Consider the following 19,236-nt stretch of genomic DNA (forward strand, 5'->3'; position numbering starts at 1 on the left):
GATCGCCAGCCGCTTACGCCTGCTGTTTGTTCAGCCGGCTGTTGCGCATGCTGTAGACGAAGTAGGTCACGACCGCCACGCCCATCCAGATGAAGAACACGCGGAACGTCGTGCTCGACAAATCCTTCATGATGTACAGGCAGGCCAGGACCGACAGGCCCGGCACCACGTAGGGACCGAACGGCACGCGGAAGCCCGGTGGCGCGTCAGGACCCTGCTTGTGACGGATCACCGGCACCGCGATCGACACCACCATGAACGCCGTCAGCGTGCCCATGCTGACCATGTCCCACAAGAAGGTCGAGTCGACCGTGCCGGCCACCAGGCCCACGACGGTGCACACGATGATCGTATTGGCCACCGGCGCCTGCGTGCGCGGGCTGACTTTCTGGAATACCTTCGGGATCAGGCCATCGCGGCTGATCGCGTACAGGATGCGGGTCTGGCCGTAGATCGTCACCAGCGTCACCGAGAACACCGACACCACGGCGCCAGCCGACAGGATCAGTGCCGGCCAGGCCTTGCCTGTCACGTTCTGCAGGATCACGGACAGGCCGGCTTCCTGGCCTTCGAACAGGTGCGCCGGCTGCGCGCCCATCGCGGCAATCGCCACCAGCATGTAGAACACGGTGACGATGACCAGCGCCGACAGGATCCCGATCGGCACATTGCGGCGCGGGTCCTTGACCTCTTCGCCGGCGGTGGCGATGGTGTCCAGGCCAATGAACGAGAAGAATACGGTGCCGGCAGCGGCGGTCACGCCGGCCATGCCCGCGTAACCCTTGCTCTCGTCCATATTGAAAAATGGCTGGAAGTTGTTGGCGTCAAAGCCGGTGAACGCAATCGCGGAAAAGAACACCAGGATCGCCAGCTTGATCATCACCATGATGGCGTTGGTCGTGGCCGATTCCTTCGTCCCGCGCACCAGCATGATGCCGCACATGATCACGAGCAGGATCGGCGGCAGGTTGATGTGGCCCGGATTGAACGAGACGTTATGGTGGTCCGACACGAACATCGGCGAGCGCAACTCGATCGGTATCTGCCAGTGGAACGCGTTGAGCAGGAAGTTGTTCAGGTAATCGGACCAGCCGATCGATGTCGCACTGGCCGCGAGGCCGTATTCGAGCAGCAGGCAGCCGGCGACGATGAACGCCGCGAATTCGCCCAGCGTCGCATACGCGAACGAGTACGAGGAGCCCGATGCCGGCACGCGCCCGGCCAGTTCGGCGTAGCACAGCGCGGTCAGGCCAGCGGTGATTGCCGCAAGCAGAAACGAGAGGACGACGGCAGGACCGGCTTTCGGCACCGCTTCGACCATCGTGAAAAAGATGCCGGTACCGATCGTGGCGCCCACGCCGATCATCGTCAGCGGGAACAGCCCGAGCGAGCGATGCAGGCCAGGCAAGGCGCCGGCAACGCCAACAGATGTGCCCTCGTCGTGATGGCGTCCCGCCGGTTTGGTACGTAGCAGCTTTTGGCCCAGAGTCTGATTCACGGCGAGTCCTTCAGTACGCGGTTGCAATCGCGTTCGATGCCGCCGGTAAGCAGTCCCCAAACGCAGTCTCAAAACGAAGCTGCGATTATAGGGGACTCTGCTGTCGCTGAAGACATTTTGTTTGCACGCGCGACAAGACCTTAATCGAGCAGGTGGATGCGCTCGCCCGTCATGCTGCGCTGGGCCGGCTGGCCATACACGCGGATGCCGCCCGAGCCCGAGGTACGGGCAAACAGCGACTGCCTGACCGTGGCCCGGATGCTGCCGGCGCCGCTCGCGCCCAGGTCGGCGTCCTGCGTCGTCAGGCCCGCCAGATCGGCGCTGGCCGAGCCGCTCACGCGGGCGTTGAGCGAGCGCACCGCGCCGCTGGCATCGAGCGAACTCGATCCACTCAGCTCCATGCGCGCGACTTCGCCGCTGACCGGGCCAAGGCGCATCCGGCTCGACCCGGACAGCGTGACATCGATGCTGTTGCTGGTGAGCCGGGCCGCATCCAGCAGACCGGAGCCGCTGGCCCGCGCATGCAGGTTGCCCGCAGTGCCGGCCAGCGTCACGCTCGCCGAACCGCTCTTGCGCACGTCAAGCGGCGCGCCATTCAGGCCACTCACGTCGACGCGGGTCGCGCCCGACGCGCGCACCTCGGTCAGGCGCGGCGTCGTGTAGATGATGCGTAGCAGCGTCTTGCTGCGCAGGTTCTGCTCGGACCAGATGCGCAGCGTGTCGCCCTGCGTCTCGGTGCGAATCAGCGGCAGCAGGTTGCTGTCGGCTTCCACCACCAGCGACGCGACCGGCCCCACGCGCACATCGACCGGCAGCGCGCCGCTCACGTCCAGCGCCGGCAGCGCCGCGACGGCGCGGGCATCGCGCGCCGCGACACCGTTCCCCTCCGTCGTCCCGCTACTCCACGACGTATGAATGCGCATGTCGCTGCCATCCTGGGGCGCGACGATGATGGCGCAGCCGGCAAGGGCAGCTAGAGCAGCAAGGGCGATGGGGGTACGCATGGCAGTCCTGACAGGTTGTTGTTCGGGTGATGGCACTCTACCAACCGCCCTGCCCCGCAACGTGCTGCGTGCGACGAACTGCAAAAGCGGCGCCGTGGACTGCATGCCCCCGGCGCGAACCGTGTCAGCCCTTGCCAGGCCGCGTGGTGTCGAACAGCGTCTTGAACTCATGCGGCTGCGAGCGCCAGTACTGCGGCGGCGCGCTCACCTGCGCACCCAGTTCGGCCGCCGCGTGCCACGGCCAGCGCGGGTCGTACAGCATCGCGCGCGCCAGGGCGATGACGTCCGCCTGGCCCGCCTGCAAAATGGCTTCGGCGTGGCGCGCCTCGGTGATCAGGCCGACGCCAATCGTCGGCAGGCCCGTATCCTGCTTGATGCGTTCGGCGAAGCCGATCTGGTAACCCGGCTCCACCGGGATCTTCTGGGCGGTCGACAAGCCGCCGCTCGAGACGTGGATGAAGTCGCAGCCAATGCGCTCGAGTTCCTGCGCAAAGCGCACGCTCTGCTCGAGGTCCCAGCCGCCGTCGACCCAGTCGGTGGCCGAGATGCGCATCCCGAGCGTCATCGACGGCACGGCAGCGCGCACGGCCGCGAAGACTTCCAGCGGATAGCGCATGCGGTTCTCGAGCGAGCCGCCATATTCGTCGGTGCGGTGGTTGGCCAGCGGCGAGAGGAACTGGTGCAGCAGGTAGCCGTGGGCGCCGTGCAGCTCGATCGCGTCAAAACCCAGGGCATGCGCGCGGCGTGCAGCGGCCACAAAACCGTCGCGTACCCGCGCCAAGCCGGCGGCATCGAGCGCCAGCGGCGCGGCGTCGCCCTCGGTATGCGGCACGGCGGACGGGCCTTCGGTCTGCCAGCCTTTGGGCGCGTCAGGGGCGATCTGCGCGCCACCTTCCCACGGCACGTTCGTCGACGCCTTGCGGCCCGCGTGGCTCAGCTGAATGCCGATCTTGATGGGCGAATGACGACGCATCGCTGCCAGAACCGGCGCCAGCGCGTCGGCATGGGCATCGGACCACAGGCCCAGGTCATTTGGCGAGATGCGGCCTTCCGGCACGACGGCCGTGGCCTCCAATGTGATCAGCGCGGCGCCGGACAGCGCCAGGCTGCCCAGATGGATCATGTGCCAGTCGGTGGCCAGGCCATCGACAGCGGAATACTGGCACATCGGCGCGATGGTAATACGGTTGGACAGCTCGAGGGGGCCGAGCGAGTACGGTGAAAACAGCATGGTCATGGTGGCTCCTGCATATCAAGAGCACCAGTCTAGCCCGACATGAAAATTCGTGTCGTCGACCAAAAAAAAGCGGGGGTCAGGTCTGACATTCGGACACGGTCTCGACAATCGCGTAGTGGGAACCAGCTGGCACCGGGCCATGCTAATACTGGGCAAGACACTGTTGGAAGTGGCTAAGGCTGAGGCCGTGTCCGAATGTCAGACCTGACCCCGGCTGTAAGGCTGAGGTCGTGTCTGAATGTCAGACCTGACCCCGGCTTTGTTATGGAAATACGTGTCGTCGACCAAAAAAAGCGGGCCGCAGCCCGCTTGGTCTTATCCGATGCGCACCACCATGATTCCGGCGCGTAGTCCCACCCGGACATCCGGGTTCGGGAACACGACCAGTTCTTCGTCGTGCTGCACCGTGTAGGTCGTTGCACCATCCTGCGCGATGACGTCGCCTTTTTGCATCGGCGTGAAGTTCCAGGTCTCGCGCCCCACCTGCATGCTGAACGCGTCGGACAGCTTGATGATCGACTGCGCCGTTGCGAACACGCGCGGCGGCGCCGTTGCTGGCTGCGTCGGCTGACCGCGCAGCAGGCGATCCAGCGCGCTTGATGCGGCGGCGAACTGCGACAGATCATTCTGCCCCAGCGTGCCAACACGACCCAGTTCGACCGTGCTGCTGGCCGCGCCGAGATGCTCGGCCGTGAAGTAACTGTAGGTGCCGGCCGATTCGGGATTCATGATGATCGCTTCGATCCCTGCCTCGCCCAGCCACCCTATCAAGCCCTCACGCGCGGCATCCGCAATCAGTTCCGGCACGATCGCGAACATCGGATAGTGCGAGGGCCTGATCGCCGTGTGCAGGTCGAGGTGCCAGCGCGCCGGGCCGCTGCCCTCGAAAAACGCGCGGGTCGCCTCGATCAGCACATCGGCGCGGCCGGCCTCGAACGTCCCGGCCAGCGAGCCGCGTTCGGCGCGGAACATCCGGTTCAGGTCCGCGTCGATGAAACGCTTGCCGGCGCGGATGGCGTCGATATGCCCGACACACAGCATCAGGTCCACCGCCAGCGTGCTGGCGGAACGCGACAGCGCATCGACCAGATACGCCACCATCTCGATCGGCCCCGTCTCGTCGCCATGCACGCCGACCGACACCAGCACGCTGGGGCGATCGGCGTCCGGCGTTGCGGCGCGCACCGTCAGGATGCCCGACGCCGGCAACCCGACGACAAAGCCGGCATCGCGAAAACGCTGCGCGACCGCGCCGAAGTCGGCTTCGGCCAGCGCGCGCACCGCTTCCGGCAATCCTGCTGCAGGTGCGGTGCTCATCTCGGTGCTCATATCACGCGGCCAGACGTTCTGGCGAGAGGCCTTCCGACAGCGCCCACACGTCCAGCATCGCCTGCTCCAGTTCGGTCGGCGGCGCAAAGCCCGTCAAGCCGCGCGCGGCGGTTACTTCGTCCACCGCTGCCTGCATGTCGTTGCCGTTGTGGCCCGCATGCTCGATCACCTGCAGCAGCAGGCGCTGTTGCGCGCGGCGCAGCGATTGCAGCGCGTAGTTGCGCAGCTGTTCCTGCGACTTGCTCTGCGCCGGCAGCTTCAGGCCCAGTTCCAGCGTGTCGATACCAACCTGCTGGCGCAGCAGCGTGCCGACCTGCAGGAACTGCAGCAGCGACATGCCTTCTGGTCGTGACACCGAGACCGCCGCGAACAGGAACGAGGCTTGCGACTCGATGATCTCGACCGCCTTCCAGGCCGCTGCAAACTGCGGTGGCAGGCCCGTGTGGCCATCGGCCTCGGAACGGAACTTGGCAGCCGCGCTCTCGTCGGCTTCGGCGAACAGCGTCGAGAGCTCGTCCAGGCCTTGCGAGCCTGGTGGCAGCGACAGCACGCCTTCGATCGTGGCGCGCTGCAGCGCGCGGGTACGGTTGTCGACCGAGACCGACACGTCGCGAGGCACCACCAGAGCATCCGCGTCGAGCGCATCGAACACCGGCGCCAGGTGCAGCGCAGCCCAGGCCTTGGCCCACGCCTTGACGACTTCGGTGTCGTCGATGCGGTGTTCCAGCGCCAGGTCGCGCAGCATCAGCGGGCCGCAGCGGTTCACGGCTTCGTTAGCCAGCACGGTGGCCAGGATGGCGTTGGCCAGCGGATGGTCCAGCGGATCGCGGGTGGCGACCAGCTGCGCCGGGAAGTAAGGCCGCAGCAGTGCATCGGCCCAGACTTCATCGGTCAGCGGCAGCGCAGCCAGCGTGCGCTTGAAGCGGTTCTTGACGTTGGCAATGACCACCGCCAGTTCCGGCGCCGTCAGGCCCAGGCCCAGCGCCTTGCGGCGCAGCAGTTCGACGTCGCTCGGGAGCTGTTCGAGCTCGCGCGAGACGGCGCCTTCGGCTTCCAGGTTGGCGATCAGGGCGATGTAGCCATCGACTACTGCGCCGGTGGCTTGCGCCTGCACTTCGCGCGTCAGCAAATGCGTCTGCAGCGTGTTGTCGCGCAGGACAAGGCGCTCGATCTCGCCCGTCATTTCATTCAGCGTGCGGTTACGGTCGGTTTCCGACAACTGGCCGGCATTGACTTCGGTGTCGAGCCAGATCTTGACGTTGACTTCATGGTCCGAGCAATCCACGCCGGCCGAGTTGTCGATCGCATCAGTGAAGATACGGCCACCGGCGAGCGCGAACTCGATGCGGCCGGCCTGGGTCGCGCCCAGATTACCGCCTTCGCTCACCACCTTGCAGCGCAGCTCATTGCCGTTGACGCGGATCTGGTCGTTGGCGCGGTCCTTCACTTGCGCGTGCGTTTCGGTCGAGGCCTTGATATAGGTACCGATGCCGCCGTTGTAGAACAGGTCGACCGGCGCCTTGACGATGCGATGCATCAGTTCCTGTGGCGGCAGCGATGTCTCTTCGATCTGGAGCGCCTCGCGGATCTGCGGCGAGAGTTCGATCGAGCGGGCATTGCGCGGGTACACGCCGCCGCCGGCCGAGATCAGGCTCTTGTCATAGTCTTCCCACGACGAGCGTGGCAGCGCGAACATGCGCTCGCGTTCCTTGAACGAGACTTCGACATCCGGGGTCGGGTCCAGGAAGATGTGGCGGTGGTCGAACGCCGCCACCAGTTTCAGCTGGCGCGACAGCAGCACACCGTTGCCGAACACGTCGCCCGACATGTCGCCCACGCCGGTCATCGTGATCGGGTTGTTGGCCAGGTCGTGGCCCAGTTCATAGAAGTGGCGCTTGACCGCTTCGAACGCGCCCTTGGCGGTGATGCCCATCTTCTTGTGGTCGTAACCGTTCGAGCCGCCCGATGCGAACGCGTCGCCCAGCCAGAAGCCGCGCTGCACGGCGATGCTGTTGGCGATGTCCGAGAATGTCGCGGTGCCCTTGTCGGCGGCCACCACCAGGTACGGATCGTCCTGGTCGTGACGCACGGTCGCCTCTGGCGGCACGATCTCGCCGCGCACGCGGTTGTCGGTCACTTCCAGCAGGCTGGCGATGAACAGGCGGTAGACGGCTTCGCCCTCGGCGGCGACCACGTCGCGCGCCGCATCCTTCGGCATCTGCTTGCAGACAAAGCCGCCTTTCGAGCCGGCCGGCACGATGACGGCGTTCTTGACCATCTGCGCCTTCACCAGGCCCAGTACCTCGGTGCGGTAGTCTTCCATGCGATCCGACCAGCGCAGGCCGCCGCGGGCGACCGGGCCGCCGCGCAGGTGCACGCCTTCGAAGCGGCGCGAGAACACATAGATTTCGCGGAACGGCCGCGGCTCGGGCGCCAGCGCCAGGTCGCTCGTGTCGACCTTGAAGATGATTTTTTCGCCGCTGTTCTGGAAGTAGTTGGTACGCACGGTGGCCAGCGCCAGGTCGATCAGCGCCGCCATGATTTCTTCGGTGTCGGCGTGGTTCACGCCTGGCAGGCTGGTTTTCAGCAGGTACAGCGCGCTGCTGCCTTCGTTGCGTTGTTCGTCGGTCAGCGCCGGATCGAAGCGCTGCATGAAGCCGTTGACGAATTCCTTGACCAGGCCAGGCTGGGCGCGCAGCGTTTCGGCCATGTAGCGCACCGAGAACTTCGAGCCGAGCTGACGCCAGTAGCTGATGTACGCGCGCACCAGCTGCACTTCGCGCAGCGACAGGCCGCCTTCAATGGTCAGGCCGTTCATGCGGCCATCTTCGGCTTCGTCGTTGAACAGGGCGGAGAACAGTTCTTCGGCCACTTTGCCGATGCCCGGCTTGGTGAGTTTGGCGGCGCTTTCGGCGTCGACCGACAGCGCGGTCACGTAACGGCGCACGCCATCCAGGCCCGTGTGGCGGAAGGTCTGCTCGCGGTCGACCGCGATGCCGGCGTTCTGCAGCGCCGGCAGGATGCGCGACAGCGACGGCACGGTCTCGCTCGAGTACAGGCGGATCGAGGTGCCGGCAGCGTCATCCTGCTCGATGCGCGCGGTCACGCGGTCCGGACGGCAGCGCGTCAACAGCGCGTGCACGTCGCGGAACGCCGTTTCGGGCGCCGTGGCGGAGACAAAACTCACCGGCAGCGTTGGCACCACCTTGCGCATCAGGCTGCGCAGGCGGCTTTCATCGACGCTGTTGGTCAGCTGGGCAAAGCGGTCATGCCAGCCATCGAGCACGCCCAGGAGCGGCGCCTGCAGATCGGTTTCCAGGTCGAGCGGATAGCGGGCCGCATGCGCGATCAGGTACACGCGCGCCAGCGGGCCATCGGCCACCAGGGTCTGGACATCGACGTCGCGCGCGCCCGAGCTTTCCTTCAGGGCGGCTGCCAGGCTCGCGGCCACGGCGGCGCTGAAACGCTCGCGCGGCAGGTACACCAGCACGTTCAGGTGACGGCGATACACGTCGCGGCGTGCAAACACCTTGGCGCGCGGCTGCTTGTACAGCGACACCACGGCGCTGCAGACTTCGGCCAGCCATTCCGGCTCGGCTTCCAGCGCTTCGTTGCGCGGCAGCGATTCGAGGATCTCGATGAATTTCTCGGCGCGGAAACCTTCCTGGCGCACGCCGGCGATGCCGAGCACCTTGGCCACGCGGCCACGGGCGAACGGCAGGCGCGCCAGCGGGGTCGAGGTGGCGGCGCGGGTGAACAGGCCAATGAAGCAATGCTCGCCCAGGATGCGGCCCTGCGCGTCGGTATCGCGCACGCCGATGAAGTCCAGCGGCTGGTCGCGGTGCAGCGTGCCGGCCACGTCGGCCTTGACGATCGACAGCGTGTCAGCGCGGCGCGACAGCGTATCGAGGTCGCCAGGGATGCTGGCCAGGCAATCGCCATACACCGGATGAGCGGTGTCTTTCAGCACGCCGATGCGGCTGCCCAGATCGCGTTCGAGTTCGCGCTCGCCAGCCTTGACGACGTAGTAGGCATAGCCGAACGGCTCGAAGCCTTCGTTCTTGGCCCATTCGAGGAAGGCAGCGGCTTCCTGGCCGTCCGGCGTGCCGGCGGCGGCAGCGGCTGCGGCCACGGCGGTCATGCGGTCGCCCATGGCGACGGCGTCGCGCTGCACGGTGGCGGCGTCGCTGGCGACCATGCGGATGCGCGCGGTCAGCTTGTCGAGTTCTTCGTACTGCAGTTCATCGTTCAGCAGGCACAGGACGATGGATTCGAGCGGGCTGCCCGCTTCGCCGATGGCGGCCAGCGCGCCCGTGGCGTCGCGGCGTACCGGCAGCACGGCGTTCATGACGCCGGCGGCGACGATGCGCTCCTTGCGCAGTGCCATGACGAACGAGTCGACCAGGTACGGGCGGTCATCGTTGAGAATCAAGAGTGCGGTGGCCTTGCCGCCGCGGCCGTCCGAGTAACCCATCGTGGCGATCTGCGCGCCAGGGCCGGTGCGCTGGGCCAGTTGCGAGAAACCGTCGACCAGCACGGGCGCCAGGCTTTGCGGCGCGGTGCCGGCCAGGTCTTCGTCGTCGAGCGACTCGAGCCAGGCGGCGATCAGGGCATTGACCTGCGCGCTGCTGGCCGATGGATTGGCCGAACCGTTCTCGTTGATCAGCGCCAGCGTCTGGCCGCGCAAATCGTTGGGCATATCTTTCATCTTGCTTCTCCAAAGTTGTGTGCCTGGCGCGCAACCGGCTCGTGGCGTGGCGCTGCCCTGCTTTATATGGACGGGGATTACCCGCCCGAATCCTGCTGTTACAAGTCGTACAGCCCCGGCAAGCCGAGGATGCGTGTGAGTTCTTCCAGCGCGGCGGCGCATTCGAGCGCCAGCTGCGGGTCCATCAGATCCTGCGTTTCGATGCGGTCGCGATAGTGGCGTTCGACCCACGCAACCAGTTGCGCGTACAGCGCCTCGGTCATGATCACGCCCTGGTGCATCGCGGCCGCCTCGGCGTCGGTCAGCGCCACGCGCAGGCGCAGGCACGCCGGCCCGCCGCCGTTGCGCATGCTCTGGCGCAGGTCGAATTCGATCAATTCATCGATCGGTACGCGTCCCGCCAGCAAGCCTGCCAGATAATCGGCAACTGCGGCGTTCTCGCGGCATTCGTGCGGCACCACCAGCGCCATGCGCCCGTCCGCCTTCGACAGCAGCTGGCTGTTGAACAGGTAGCTGGCGACGGCGTCGCCCACCGCCACCTGGCTCGTCGCCACGCGCACCGGATGCAGCTCGGTGCCGGCAACGGCCAGTGCGCGCCGCAGCGCGTCGAGCGTGCCCGCTTCATCGGCGAGCGCCTGCTCGTGGTAGAACAGCACATTGCCGTTGCCAACCGCGATGACGTCGTTATGAAAGACGCCCTGATCGATCACGTCCGGATTCTGCGACGCAAACACAGTGCGCGCCGGGTCCAGGCCATGCAGGCGCGCGATGGCTTGCGAGGCTTCCAGCGTCTGGCGCGCCGGGTATTTTTTCGGCGCCGGGGCCGACGGGTCGAACTCGGCGCGGCCATACACGAAGAACTCGACGCCGGCAGCGCCGTGGCTCGCGGCAAAGCGCGTGTGGTTGGCCGCGCCTTCGTCGGCGAAGGCCGGCACCGATGGCAGCGGGTCGTGCACCATGAAATGCTCGCTGTTGCCGAAGATCGCGCGCAGCGTGCGCGTGGCCTGCACATGTTCTTCGGAGCGGTGCAGCTTGTTGTTCAGGTTCGCGGCCGTGAAGTGCACGCGGCCATCGAGCGAATCGGCCGACGGGCTGACGGTGGCCGCGTTGGCGGTCCACATCGGCGCAGCCGACCAGGCGCAGGCCAGGATCACGGGGGCTTCACGATAAGCGCGGGCCAGCACATCGGCGTCGGTGCCCGAAAAACCCAGGCTGCGCAGCAGGCGGAAATTCGGCCGGCCCTGCGGCGGCATCACCGCCTGCGCAAAGCCGCGCGCGGCCAGTTCACGCATCTTGGCCAGGCCCTGCAAGGCGGCCTGGCGCGGATTGGAGCTGCTGCGCACATTGCTGAACGAGGCCACATTACCGAACGAGAGGCCAGCGTAGTTGTGCGACGGGCCAACCAGCCCGTCGAAATTGAATTCGCGTGCGTCGCGCATGGTCAAGCTCCTTCGGCCGGGAAGCTCAAGCCGGGCGAGAGCGTGGCCGGCATGTCCAGCACCGGGTTCTCGATCGAGGCGACCGGATAGGCGCAATAATCGGCGGCGTAATACGCGCTCGGGCGGTGATTGCCCGACTTGCCCACGCCCCCAAACGGCGCCGAGCTGGCCGCGCCGGTGGTCGGCCGGTTCCAGTTGACGATGCCGGCGCGGGCGCGCACGGCAAAGCGCTGCCACAGGTCTTCGGACGGCGACAGCAGGCTTGCGGCCAGGCCGTATTGGGTAGCGTTGGCCACGCGCAGCGCGTCATCAAAACTCGCCACGCGGATCACTTGGAGCAAGGGGCCGAACCATTCTTCGTCCGGAATGCCCTGCGCGTCGGTTGTGTCGACGATGCCGGCCGTGACGAAGCCGGTGTTCGGGTCGAGCTGGCGCATCGCCAGCAGCAGCTTGCCACCCTTGGCGACCATGTCTTCCTGCGCCTGCACGAGGCGCGCGGCGACGGCGCTCGAGACGACGGGCCCCATGAACGGCTGCGGCTCGGCGTTCGACGGGCCGACCTGCAACTGCGCGGCCACGGCCACCAGGCGCGCGAGGAACGCGTCGCCGGCAGCGCCCTCTTCGATCACGAGGCGGCGCGCGCAGGTGCAGCGCTGGCCGGCCGAGATGAAGGCCGACATCACCGTGTGGTGCACGGCCGCGTCGATGTCTTTTACGCCCCACACGACGAGCGGATTGTTGCCGCCCATTTCCAATGCCAGCATCTTGCCCGGCTGGCCGCCGAACTGTTTATGCAGCGCGGCGCCGGTCTGGCTGCTGCCGGTAAACAGCACGCCGTCGATCAGCGCTTGCTGGCCCAGTGCGATGCCGGTGTCGCGGCCGCCGTTGACCAGGTTCAGCACGCCCTTCGGCAAACCGGCCTGCTCCCACAGCTGCACCGTCTTGACGGCCGTGCGCGGTGCGTATTCGCTCGGCTTGAACAGCAGCGTGTTCCCGGCGATCAGCGCCGGCACGATGTGACCGTTCGGCAGGTGGCCCGGGAAGTTGTACGGTCCGTAGACGGCGAACACGCCGTGCGGACGGTGACGCAGCACGGCGTTGCCGTCGGCGACCTTGGTTGCGCTCTCGCCGGTGCGGGCGGCGTGCGCCTGGACCGAGATGTCGATCTTGTTGGCCATCGTCGCGACTTCAGTGCGCGCTTCCCACAACGGTTTGCCGACTTCTTCGGCGATCGTCGCGGCGAGCGACTCGGCGTTGTCTTTCAGCAGATCGCGAAAACGCGTGGCGATGGCGATGCGTTCGGCCAGTGGCGTCAGGGCCCAGGCTTCGAAGCTGTCGTGCGCGGCTTGCGCGGCGCGCGCGATGTCATCCGGGCTCGAGGCATTGCTGGTCCAGGTCTGGCGGCCAGTCGATGGGTCGATCGTCGCGAGCTCGGCGCCGCTGCCGGCGAGCCATTCGCCGTTGATGTAATTCGAGAGATTAGCCATGGGTGTTTTTCCTGGTATTGAGTGTCAGGGTACGCACATTGTCGCCAGCGGCGATGCGCAGCAGCGCCAGCTCGTCGGGACTCAGGACCACGCTGCCCGCGCCCGGCACGGCGCGCGTGAGGATCATCCGGAAGTCGTCCAGGCGCGTGTTCGACACCAGCATGTGTTCGGTGTCGTGGGCGATGTCCTTGGGCGCACCCTCGACCACCTCGCCGGCGTCGATGGCCGGCAAGCCTTGCGCCGCCACGGCCAGCACGCTGTCGCGCACCGCGCGCAGTTCGGACACGCGGCCCTGCAGCACGGGACCGGCGTCGAAAATGTCGACATAGCCTTCGTAATACATGCCCTCTTGTTCGAGCAGACGGCGCGCCGGCTGGGTCGAGGTGTGCACCTTGCCGATGACATCGATCGCCGATTGCGGCAGGTAGTCGACATACAGCGGCTGGCGCGGCATCAGCTCGGCGATGAAGGATTTCTTGCCGATCGCGGTCAGGCCGTCGACGTGGTTGAAATCCATCTTGAAGAAGTGCCGGCCCAGGCCTTCGTAGAACGGCGAATCGCCGCCCTCGTCCTGGTAGCCGCGCATCTCGGCGATGATCTTTTCGGTAAACAGCTGCTGGAACTGGGCGATGAACAGGAAGCGGCTCTTGGAGAGCCACTTGCCATTGAAGCCCACGCGGTATTCAGGCAGCAAAAACAGCGAGCACAGTTCGGTCGAACCGGTGAGATCGTTCGACAGGTACAGCGTCTCCATGCGCGTGAAGACATTCAGTTCGCGGCTGCAGTGCACCAGCGTACCGATGCGGTAGTTGTAGAACGGCTCGGTCAGGCCCACTGCGCCCTTGATCGCGCAGACGCCGGCGATGCTGCCGTCCTGCGGCTGTTCGAGCACGAACATGTAGTCGCGCTGTTCGGGGCGGATGGTTTCGGCAAACGACGCCTCGGACGTGGCCAGGCGCTGGCCCAGCATCTCGGGATCGGGCTTCAGCGTCGTCATGCCGCTGCCGGCCTGGTGCGCCATATTGATCAGGGCGTCCAGGTCGGACGTTTTGGCGGCGCGGATCACGAGCATGATGCTTCTCCTTCGATGCGCAGGCAGACAACCTCGTCGCCCGCTGCGACGCCAAGCGCTTGCTGGACGTCGCGCGGCAGCGCGATCGTCGATGCGTGATCGAGCGGCGAAGAGTGCAGCGTCACGGCCCGGAAGCCGTTGTCGACGCTGGCGACGGCGTAGGCCACCGGCGCGCCGTGATTCGGCGACTCTTGTCCGGCAGCGGCCACGCGCAGGCGCTGCGAGGCACCGAACGAGCGCAGCGCGTTCTTGTGCGCCTGCAGGATCGGACCGCCGTCGAAGATGTCGATGTACTCGTCGGCTTCAAAACCTTCCTGCGCCAGCAGGTCGAAGGCCATCTGGCCACCCGGATGGATCTGGCCCAGCGCCGCCTGGGCATCGCCCGGCAGCAGCGGCACGTAGACGGGATAGTGCGGCATCAGTTCGACGATCAACGTGCGGTTGCGGGCGCCTTCGATCAGGCGCTCGGCTTCGAGAAAATCCATCTTGAAGAACTTGCGGCCCAGCGCATTCCAGAACGGCGACTGGCCATCGGCATCGACGCGCCCGGCCAGCGGCACGAAGAAGCGGTCACCAAAGCGGTGCGGCGCGAGCATCGCGTACAGCAGGCGCGCGCGCGACAGCAGCGCCGCCTCGACACCGGCGCTTTCACGGTTGCGGACAAAAAAGCCCGACAGGTGCGAGTAGGCAGTCAGCTCGGAGCACAATGTGAGTGCGTGCACGTTGTGGCTGATGTTCAGGTCGCGCGAGACCTGCTGGATGACATCGTTGCGAAACGCGAAATAGGTGCCGTTCGAGCCGGCCGATGCGTGGATGGCGGCAGTGCCGACGACCTCGCGCGAGCGCAGGTCTTCGAGCACGAACAGATACGATTCTTCGCTTGGAATATCGACTTGCGCGGCGAACGAGGCGAGCGAGCGCTCGACGGCGGCATTGATGCCTTCGCGCGTGCGCGGGAGCGTATGCACCCCCGGCATCGAAATAGCGGCCATCGCTTCGAGCGCGCCGATATCCGCGCGATCTACCGGACGGACAACATACATGTGGTCTCCCTGTGGGTCAGTGCGTGCGGCCGGCCACCCCGTTCAAGGCGACCGGCGGGTCCGATGCATCAGGCGGCGTCGGGTGCAGGCACGGGTGCCTCTTTGCGTGGCGCCGCAGGTTCGTCGATGGCGTCAGCCAAAAATTCGGCCACGGCGGCGCGCATGATGCGGTTCGCTTCAGCGATCTGCGCGTCCGAGACGATCAGCGCCGGCGCCAGGCGCACGACGTCCGGACCGGCGATCAGGAGCATCAGGCCCATCTTCTCGGCGATCTTGGTGAAGTCCTTCGAGCGGCCTTTCGACGTTTCCGCCATCGGCAGGCCCAGGAGCAGGCCCATGCCGCGTGGCTGGCCAAACACTTGCGGGAAGTCCGCCGCCAGTTGCAACAGGTTCGTCATGATGGCCACGTTGGCTTCTTTCACGCGCGCCAGGAAGGCCGGCTGGTTGATGATCTCCAGGACCTTGAGGGCGACGGTGGTGGCCAGCGGGTTGCCGCCGTAGGTCGTGCCGTGGCTGCCCACGCCCAGGTGCTGGGCGATTTCGGTGGTGGTGAGCATCGCGCCGATCGGGTAGCCGTTGCCCAGCGCCTTGGCCGACGTCAGGACGTCCGGCTTGACGTTCATCTGCTCGTAGGCGAACAGCGTGCCGGTGCGGCCCATGCCCGACTGGACTTCGTCGAAGATCAGCAGCGCGCCGGTCTGGTCGCACAGCTCGCGCAGCGCTTTCAGGTAGTCAGGATTGCCGGGAATGACGCCGCCCTCGCCCTGGATCGGCTCGACGATCACGGCCGCGACATCATCGGTAATCGCGGCGCGCGCGGCCTCGATGTCGTTGTACGGGATGTGGCTCAGTTCCGGTGGCAGCGGCTCGAAGCCTTCGGTGTACTTCGACTGGCCGCCGACCGACACGGTAAACAGCGTGCGGCCGTGGAACGAGGCCAGGCACGACACGATGCGCGACTTGTGCGGACCGAACTTGGTGTGCGCGTATTTACGGGCGAGCTTGAGGGCCGCTTCGTTGGCTTCGGCGCCCGAGTTGCAGAAAAACGCGCGCTCGGCGAACGTCGCTTCGGTCAGCGCACTGGCCAGACGCAGCACCGGCTCGTTGGTGTAGCCGTTGCCGAGGTGCCAGAGGGTGTTGAGCTGCTTGGTCAGCGCTTCGTTCACTTCAGGATGGGCGTGGCCCAGCGAGGTGACGGCGATGCCCGAGGTGAAGTCCAGATACTGCTTGCCTTCCTGGTCCCACAGGTCCAGGCCCGATGCGCGCACCGGCACCATGGCGGCCGGGGCGTAGGTCGGGACCAGGACGTCGTCGAAGGTCTGGCGGGTGACAGACCGCGTGGCGATACCCGAGTCGAGCTGAGCGTTCATGGCTTTTTCCTCATCCAATCAATGTAAATGGCGCGGGACAAGTCTCCCGCATGATCAATTCATTATAGAAACGCTGGCCGACAACTTCTTTTAGAAGTGCGACAGGCATTTTCATTTTTGACGCTACCGGACGGCGCTATTGCGCCAGCTTCCGCTGCCGCTCTTCGCGCGGCGTATTGCCGAACAGGGCCCCGAACGCCGTCGAAAAGTGCGAGCCGGACGAAAATCCGCACATCAGCCCCACCTGGACGATCGAGTGATTGGTGTCGAGCAGGAGCTGGCGCGAGCGGCGCAGGCGCAGTTCGAGGTAGTAGCGCGATGGCAGGCTGCCCAGGTATTGTTTGAACAGGCGCTCGAGCTGGCGCCGCGAAATACCGGCCAGCTGCGCGATCTCGTCGGTGGACAGCGGCTCTTCGATATTGGCTTCCATCAGCGCCACCGCCTCGGACAGTTTCGGTTGCAGCGCGCCGAAGCGGGCCTGCAGCGCCACGCGCTGGCGCTCGTCCGGGCCGCGTACGCGGTCGATGCAGAGGGTTTCTTTCACCTGTGCCTGGACGGTCGCGCCAAACAGCAGATCGACCAGCGTCAGCGCGAAGTCGATACTGGCCGCGCCGCCGCAGCAGGTGAGGCGGTTGGCGTCGAATTCGTACAGGTTGGGAGTGAGCAGGGCCTGCTCGGCCTGGGCATTGACGTCAGGGTACAGCGCCCACGGCAGCGCGGTGCGCACGCCCTGCAGGACGCCGGCATCGGCCAGCCACAGCACGCCGGCGCCGACGCCGCCCCAGAACGGCGCGGCGCGGCAGCGCTCGACCAGCGCGCGCAGATTGGCCGGACGCAGCGCTGCTTCGGCCTCGTCGGCCACCAGCAGCACGAGGTGCCAGTGACGCTGGGCGTCGCCCATGAATTTGTCGGGACTGCGCACGTCGACGTGCAGACGCTCGGGCCCAAGCACCTTGGCAGCCAGCCGCAGCGGCTGGTACAGCCCGGACCAGGTCAGCGCGTCCGGCTCGCCGGCATTGACCAAGAGCACGCGCAGCAGCCGCTCCTGGGTCAGCAGGGACAGGTCAGGCTGCATCGCGGCGGATGGTCAGGGTCACGAAAAGGAAACGGCCACAGGCCTGTGCAAACGACATGGGCGTACATCATACCGGAGAACATTCGCGCAACGGGACTGTGGCCGCCTGCCCGGTAATATTGCGTATCGGTGGACGCGTGGTGCTACCGGCAAGGCAGCGGGCGGCTATAATCCCGGCCCATGGGGGAACGATATCTAAAAAGCGTCCGACTGCTGGCCGAGTGCATGCAGAGTTTCGAGCGCGTCTCGGGCGACGCCGTGCGCCAGAATGGCTTGACGCATGCGCAGTTCGATATCATCGCCACGCTCGGCAACACGAGCGGCATGAGCTACAAGGAGCTGGGCGAGCGCACCCTGATCACCAAGGGCACGCTCACCGGCGTCATCGAGCGCCTGGAGCACAAGGGCCTGGTACTGCGCGAGCGCAGCTGCGACGACAAGCGCTCGTTCTTCGTGCGCCTCACGCCGGCTGGCGAACAGGTATTCTGCGATGTATTCCCGCTCGTGATCGCACGCGGCAAGGAATTATTCCACGCTTACAGCGACACCGACTTCGCCACGCTCGAAACCGCCCTGACGCTGCTGCGCACCCGCATCGCCAGCCACGGCAACGGTCCCCTGCCATCACCACCCCACCTGAAGGAAACGCCTTGAAAACCGCCCTCATCGACGACAAGAAGCCCGCCCATTTCGACAAGCACATCATCGGCAACATCCTGCTCGACGTCGCCCCCCTGGATGAAGTCCAGCAAGAACCGATGCTGATCGGTGTGCGCAACGAAGCCGGCGAAATCTACCGCCTCATCGGCGCTACCAAGCTCAACAGCTACATGAACGCCGTCGAAGAACTGTTCGACCTGGGCCTGGCCGACGAGCTGGAAAACACCGAAGAGCCAAAAGAAGGCTGCGACGCCATCTTCAGCGAAGCGTAATCCGGTCGCAGGGACACCACAGGCCATTGCCGGTGGTTCTCTAGAGCAATATATTTGGTCGCGTTCTGATGGGTTGGGGGTATAATTTTTTGATGGACCAACTCTCCTCCCTCGACAGCATTGCTGCTGAAGCCAGCCGGGGCGAACTCACGTTCCCCACCAGCGTTCACGCATCGCTCAAGTTGCAGCGGGCGTTGAGCGAACCCGACTGCCATATCGACGCCGCCGCCCGCCTCGTGCAGGCCGAACCGCTACTGGCCGCGCGCACGGTGGCGATCGCCAACTCGGTCGCCTATAACCGCTCCGGCAACGACGTCACGAGCGTGCCCGCCGCGGTGCAACGGGTGGGCTTTCGCACGCTGGGCGCGCTGGCCGCGTCCGTCATCGTGCGCCAGCTGGCCAGCGAAATCCGCGACCCGGGCCTGCGCAAGAAGGCCGACCAGCTGTGGACCCACTCCGCCCACGTGGCCGCACTGGCCCAGGTGATCGCGCGCCGCGTCTCGTTCGTCGACCCTGAAACCGCGCTGTTCGCCGGCATCGTGCACGAGGTCGGCGGCTTTTACCTGCTGTCGCGCGCGGAAGCGATGCCGGGGCTGCTGGACGACAATTTGGAGGCCTGGCTCGACCACGGCGAAGCAGCCATCGGTCGCGGCGTGCTGCACCAGCTGGCCGTGCCGACGCCCGTGATGAGCGCCATCGAAGCATTGTGGGACGGCATGCGCGCGCTGCCGCCCGAAACCCTCGGTGACACACTGCTGCTGGCCAATGACCTGTCGCCGTTCCCGTCGCCGCTGTTCGCGCCCGTGGGCGCCACGACCTATGCGGCCGCAGCCACCATCGACTTCGTGTTCGGCCACGGCACGCTCAAGGGTGTATTGGCGGAGTCGGGCGAAGAGGTCAAGAGCCTGACCTCGGCGCTGCTGTAGGCAAAAAAATGCCCGCTCGGTGAGGAGCGGGCCAAAGTCCAAAACTAGGGATGTCCTGAAAGAGACAGCCCGATCTTATGTCTCGCGGGGTGCGCACTCGGTGCGCTGACTCACAC

The 19,236-nt window shown here is 66.1% G+C and carries 14 protein-coding genes; 3 read left to right on the plus strand and 11 right to left on the minus strand.

Going from position 1 to position 19,236, the window contains the following annotated elements; genetic code table 11:
* Nucleotides 1–13 precede the first annotated feature (13 nt).
* From NX775_RS10460 to NX775_RS10510, 11 genes are all read right to left on the minus strand, one after another.
* On the minus strand, nucleotides 14–1,498 hold the full coding sequence (locus NX775_RS10460; protein WP_258835936.1) for an APC family permease: 1,485 nt from the start codon (nucleotides 1,496–1,498) through the stop codon (nucleotides 14–16).
* 140 nt (nucleotides 1,499–1,638) lie between these two features.
* On the minus strand, nucleotides 1,639–2,502 hold the full coding sequence (locus NX775_RS10465) for a head GIN domain-containing protein (RefSeq protein WP_258835937.1): 864 nt from the start codon (nucleotides 2,500–2,502) through the stop codon (nucleotides 1,639–1,641).
* 124 nt (nucleotides 2,503–2,626) lie between these two features.
* Entirely contained in the window at nucleotides 2,627–3,739 is a 1,113-nt protein-coding gene (locus NX775_RS10470) for an NADH:flavin oxidoreductase/NADH oxidase (protein WP_258835938.1), read from the minus strand.
* A gap of 315 nt (nucleotides 3,740–4,054) precedes the next feature.
* The gene (locus NX775_RS10475; RefSeq protein WP_258835939.1) at nucleotides 4,055–5,056 is read right to left on the minus strand and encodes a succinylglutamate desuccinylase; all 1,002 of its coding nucleotides are present in this window, start codon (nucleotides 5,054–5,056) and stop codon (nucleotides 4,055–4,057) included.
* A gap of 13 nt (nucleotides 5,057–5,069) precedes the next feature.
* On the minus strand, nucleotides 5,070–9,776 hold the full coding sequence (locus tag NX775_RS10480) for an NAD-glutamate dehydrogenase domain-containing protein (protein WP_258835940.1): 4,707 nt from the start codon (nucleotides 9,774–9,776) through the stop codon (nucleotides 5,070–5,072).
* 98 nt (nucleotides 9,777–9,874) lie between these two features.
* Entirely contained in the window at nucleotides 9,875–11,215 is a 1,341-nt protein-coding gene (gene astB / locus NX775_RS10485; RefSeq protein ID WP_258835941.1) for an N-succinylarginine dihydrolase, read from the minus strand.
* Between the two features lie 2 nt (nucleotides 11,216–11,217).
* Nucleotides 11,218–12,702, minus strand: a complete 1,485-nt coding sequence (gene astD, locus NX775_RS10490) for a succinylglutamate-semialdehyde dehydrogenase (protein WP_258835942.1) — start codon at nucleotides 12,700–12,702, stop codon at nucleotides 11,218–11,220.
* On the minus strand, nucleotides 12,695–13,774 hold the full coding sequence (gene astA, locus NX775_RS10495; protein WP_258835943.1) for an arginine N-succinyltransferase: 1,080 nt from the start codon (nucleotides 13,772–13,774) through the stop codon (nucleotides 12,695–12,697). Before astA ends, astD begins: the two co-directional genes overlap by 8 nt.
* Nucleotides 13,765–14,817, minus strand: coding sequence for an arginine N-succinyltransferase (locus tag NX775_RS10500; protein WP_258835944.1), 1,053 nt, complete (start codon nucleotides 14,815–14,817; stop codon nucleotides 13,765–13,767). The genes astA and NX775_RS10500 overlap by 10 nt, the downstream gene beginning before the upstream one ends.
* Before the next feature lie 68 nt (nucleotides 14,818–14,885).
* A complete protein-coding gene (locus tag NX775_RS10505; protein ID WP_258835945.1) occupies nucleotides 14,886–16,187 on the minus strand; it encodes an acetylornithine/succinyldiaminopimelate transaminase in 1,302 nt (433 codons plus the stop codon).
* 136 nt (nucleotides 16,188–16,323) lie between these two features.
* Entirely contained in the window at nucleotides 16,324–17,262 is a 939-nt protein-coding gene (locus tag NX775_RS10510; protein WP_258835946.1) for a GlxA family transcriptional regulator, read from the minus strand.
* Nucleotides 17,263–17,487: 225 nt separating this feature from the next.
* Here NX775_RS10510 and NX775_RS10515 point away from each other — a divergent pair, with 225 nt between their 5' ends.
* The 3 genes from NX775_RS10515 (at nucleotide 17,488) to NX775_RS10525 (ending at nucleotide 19,120) form a co-directional block, all read left to right on the plus strand.
* Nucleotides 17,488–17,916 carry a MarR family winged helix-turn-helix transcriptional regulator gene (locus tag NX775_RS10515; protein ID WP_258835947.1) on the plus strand — a complete coding sequence of 143 codons (429 nt, stop codon included), beginning with the start codon at nucleotides 17,488–17,490 and terminating at the stop codon, nucleotides 17,914–17,916.
* Nucleotides 17,913–18,194, plus strand: a complete 282-nt coding sequence (locus NX775_RS10520) for a hypothetical protein (protein WP_183555992.1) — start codon at nucleotides 17,913–17,915, stop codon at nucleotides 18,192–18,194. The genes NX775_RS10515 and NX775_RS10520 overlap by 4 nt, the downstream gene beginning before the upstream one ends.
* 92 nt (nucleotides 18,195–18,286) lie before the next feature.
* Nucleotides 18,287–19,120 carry an HDOD domain-containing protein gene (locus NX775_RS10525; RefSeq protein WP_258835948.1) on the plus strand — a complete coding sequence of 278 codons (834 nt, stop codon included), beginning with the start codon at nucleotides 18,287–18,289 and terminating at the stop codon, nucleotides 19,118–19,120.
* Nucleotides 19,121–19,236: the final 116 nt, after the last annotated feature.

Source organism: Massilia aurea, assembly GCF_024753205.1.
GTDB lineage: Bacteria > Pseudomonadota > Gammaproteobacteria > Burkholderiales > Burkholderiaceae_D > Telluria > Telluria aurea.

What these genes read in the sequence shown, in the direction of transcription:
- NX775_RS10500 (WP_258835944.1), bottom strand. Translation starts at nt 14,817, where the DNA reads ATGTATGTTGTCCGTCCGGTAGATCGCGCGGATATCGGCGCGCTCGAA.
- astA (WP_258835943.1), bottom strand. Translation starts at nt 13,774, where the DNA reads ATGCTCGTGATCCGCGCCGCCAAAACGTCCGACCTGGACGCCCTGATC.
- NX775_RS10525 (WP_258835948.1), top strand. Translation starts at nt 18,287, where the DNA reads ATGGACCAACTCTCCTCCCTCGACAGCATTGCTGCTGAAGCCAGCCGG.
- NX775_RS10475 (WP_258835939.1), bottom strand. Translation starts at nt 5,056, where the DNA reads ATGAGCACCGCACCTGCAGCAGGATTGCCGGAAGCGGTGCGCGCGCTG.
- NX775_RS10510 (WP_258835946.1), bottom strand. Translation starts at nt 17,262, where the DNA reads ATGCAGCCTGACCTGTCCCTGCTGACCCAGGAGCGGCTGCTGCGCGTG.
- NX775_RS10470 (WP_258835938.1), bottom strand. Translation starts at nt 3,739, where the DNA reads ATGACCATGCTGTTTTCACCGTACTCGCTCGGCCCCCTCGAGCTGTCC.
- NX775_RS10515 (WP_258835947.1), top strand. Translation starts at nt 17,488, where the DNA reads ATGCAGAGTTTCGAGCGCGTCTCGGGCGACGCCGTGCGCCAGAATGGC.
- NX775_RS10480 (WP_258835940.1), bottom strand. Translation starts at nt 9,776, where the DNA reads ATGAAAGATATGCCCAACGATTTGCGCGGCCAGACGCTGGCGCTGATC.
- astD (WP_258835942.1), bottom strand. Translation starts at nt 12,702, where the DNA reads ATGGCTAATCTCTCGAATTACATCAACGGCGAATGGCTCGCCGGCAGC.
- NX775_RS10505 (WP_258835945.1), bottom strand. Translation starts at nt 16,187, where the DNA reads ATGAACGCTCAGCTCGACTCGGGTATCGCCACGCGGTCTGTCACCCGC.
- NX775_RS10465 (WP_258835937.1), bottom strand. Translation starts at nt 2,502, where the DNA reads ATGCGTACCCCCATCGCCCTTGCTGCTCTAGCTGCCCTTGCCGGCTGC.
- astB (WP_258835941.1), bottom strand. Translation starts at nt 11,215, where the DNA reads ATGCGCGACGCACGCGAATTCAATTTCGACGGGCTGGTTGGCCCGTCG.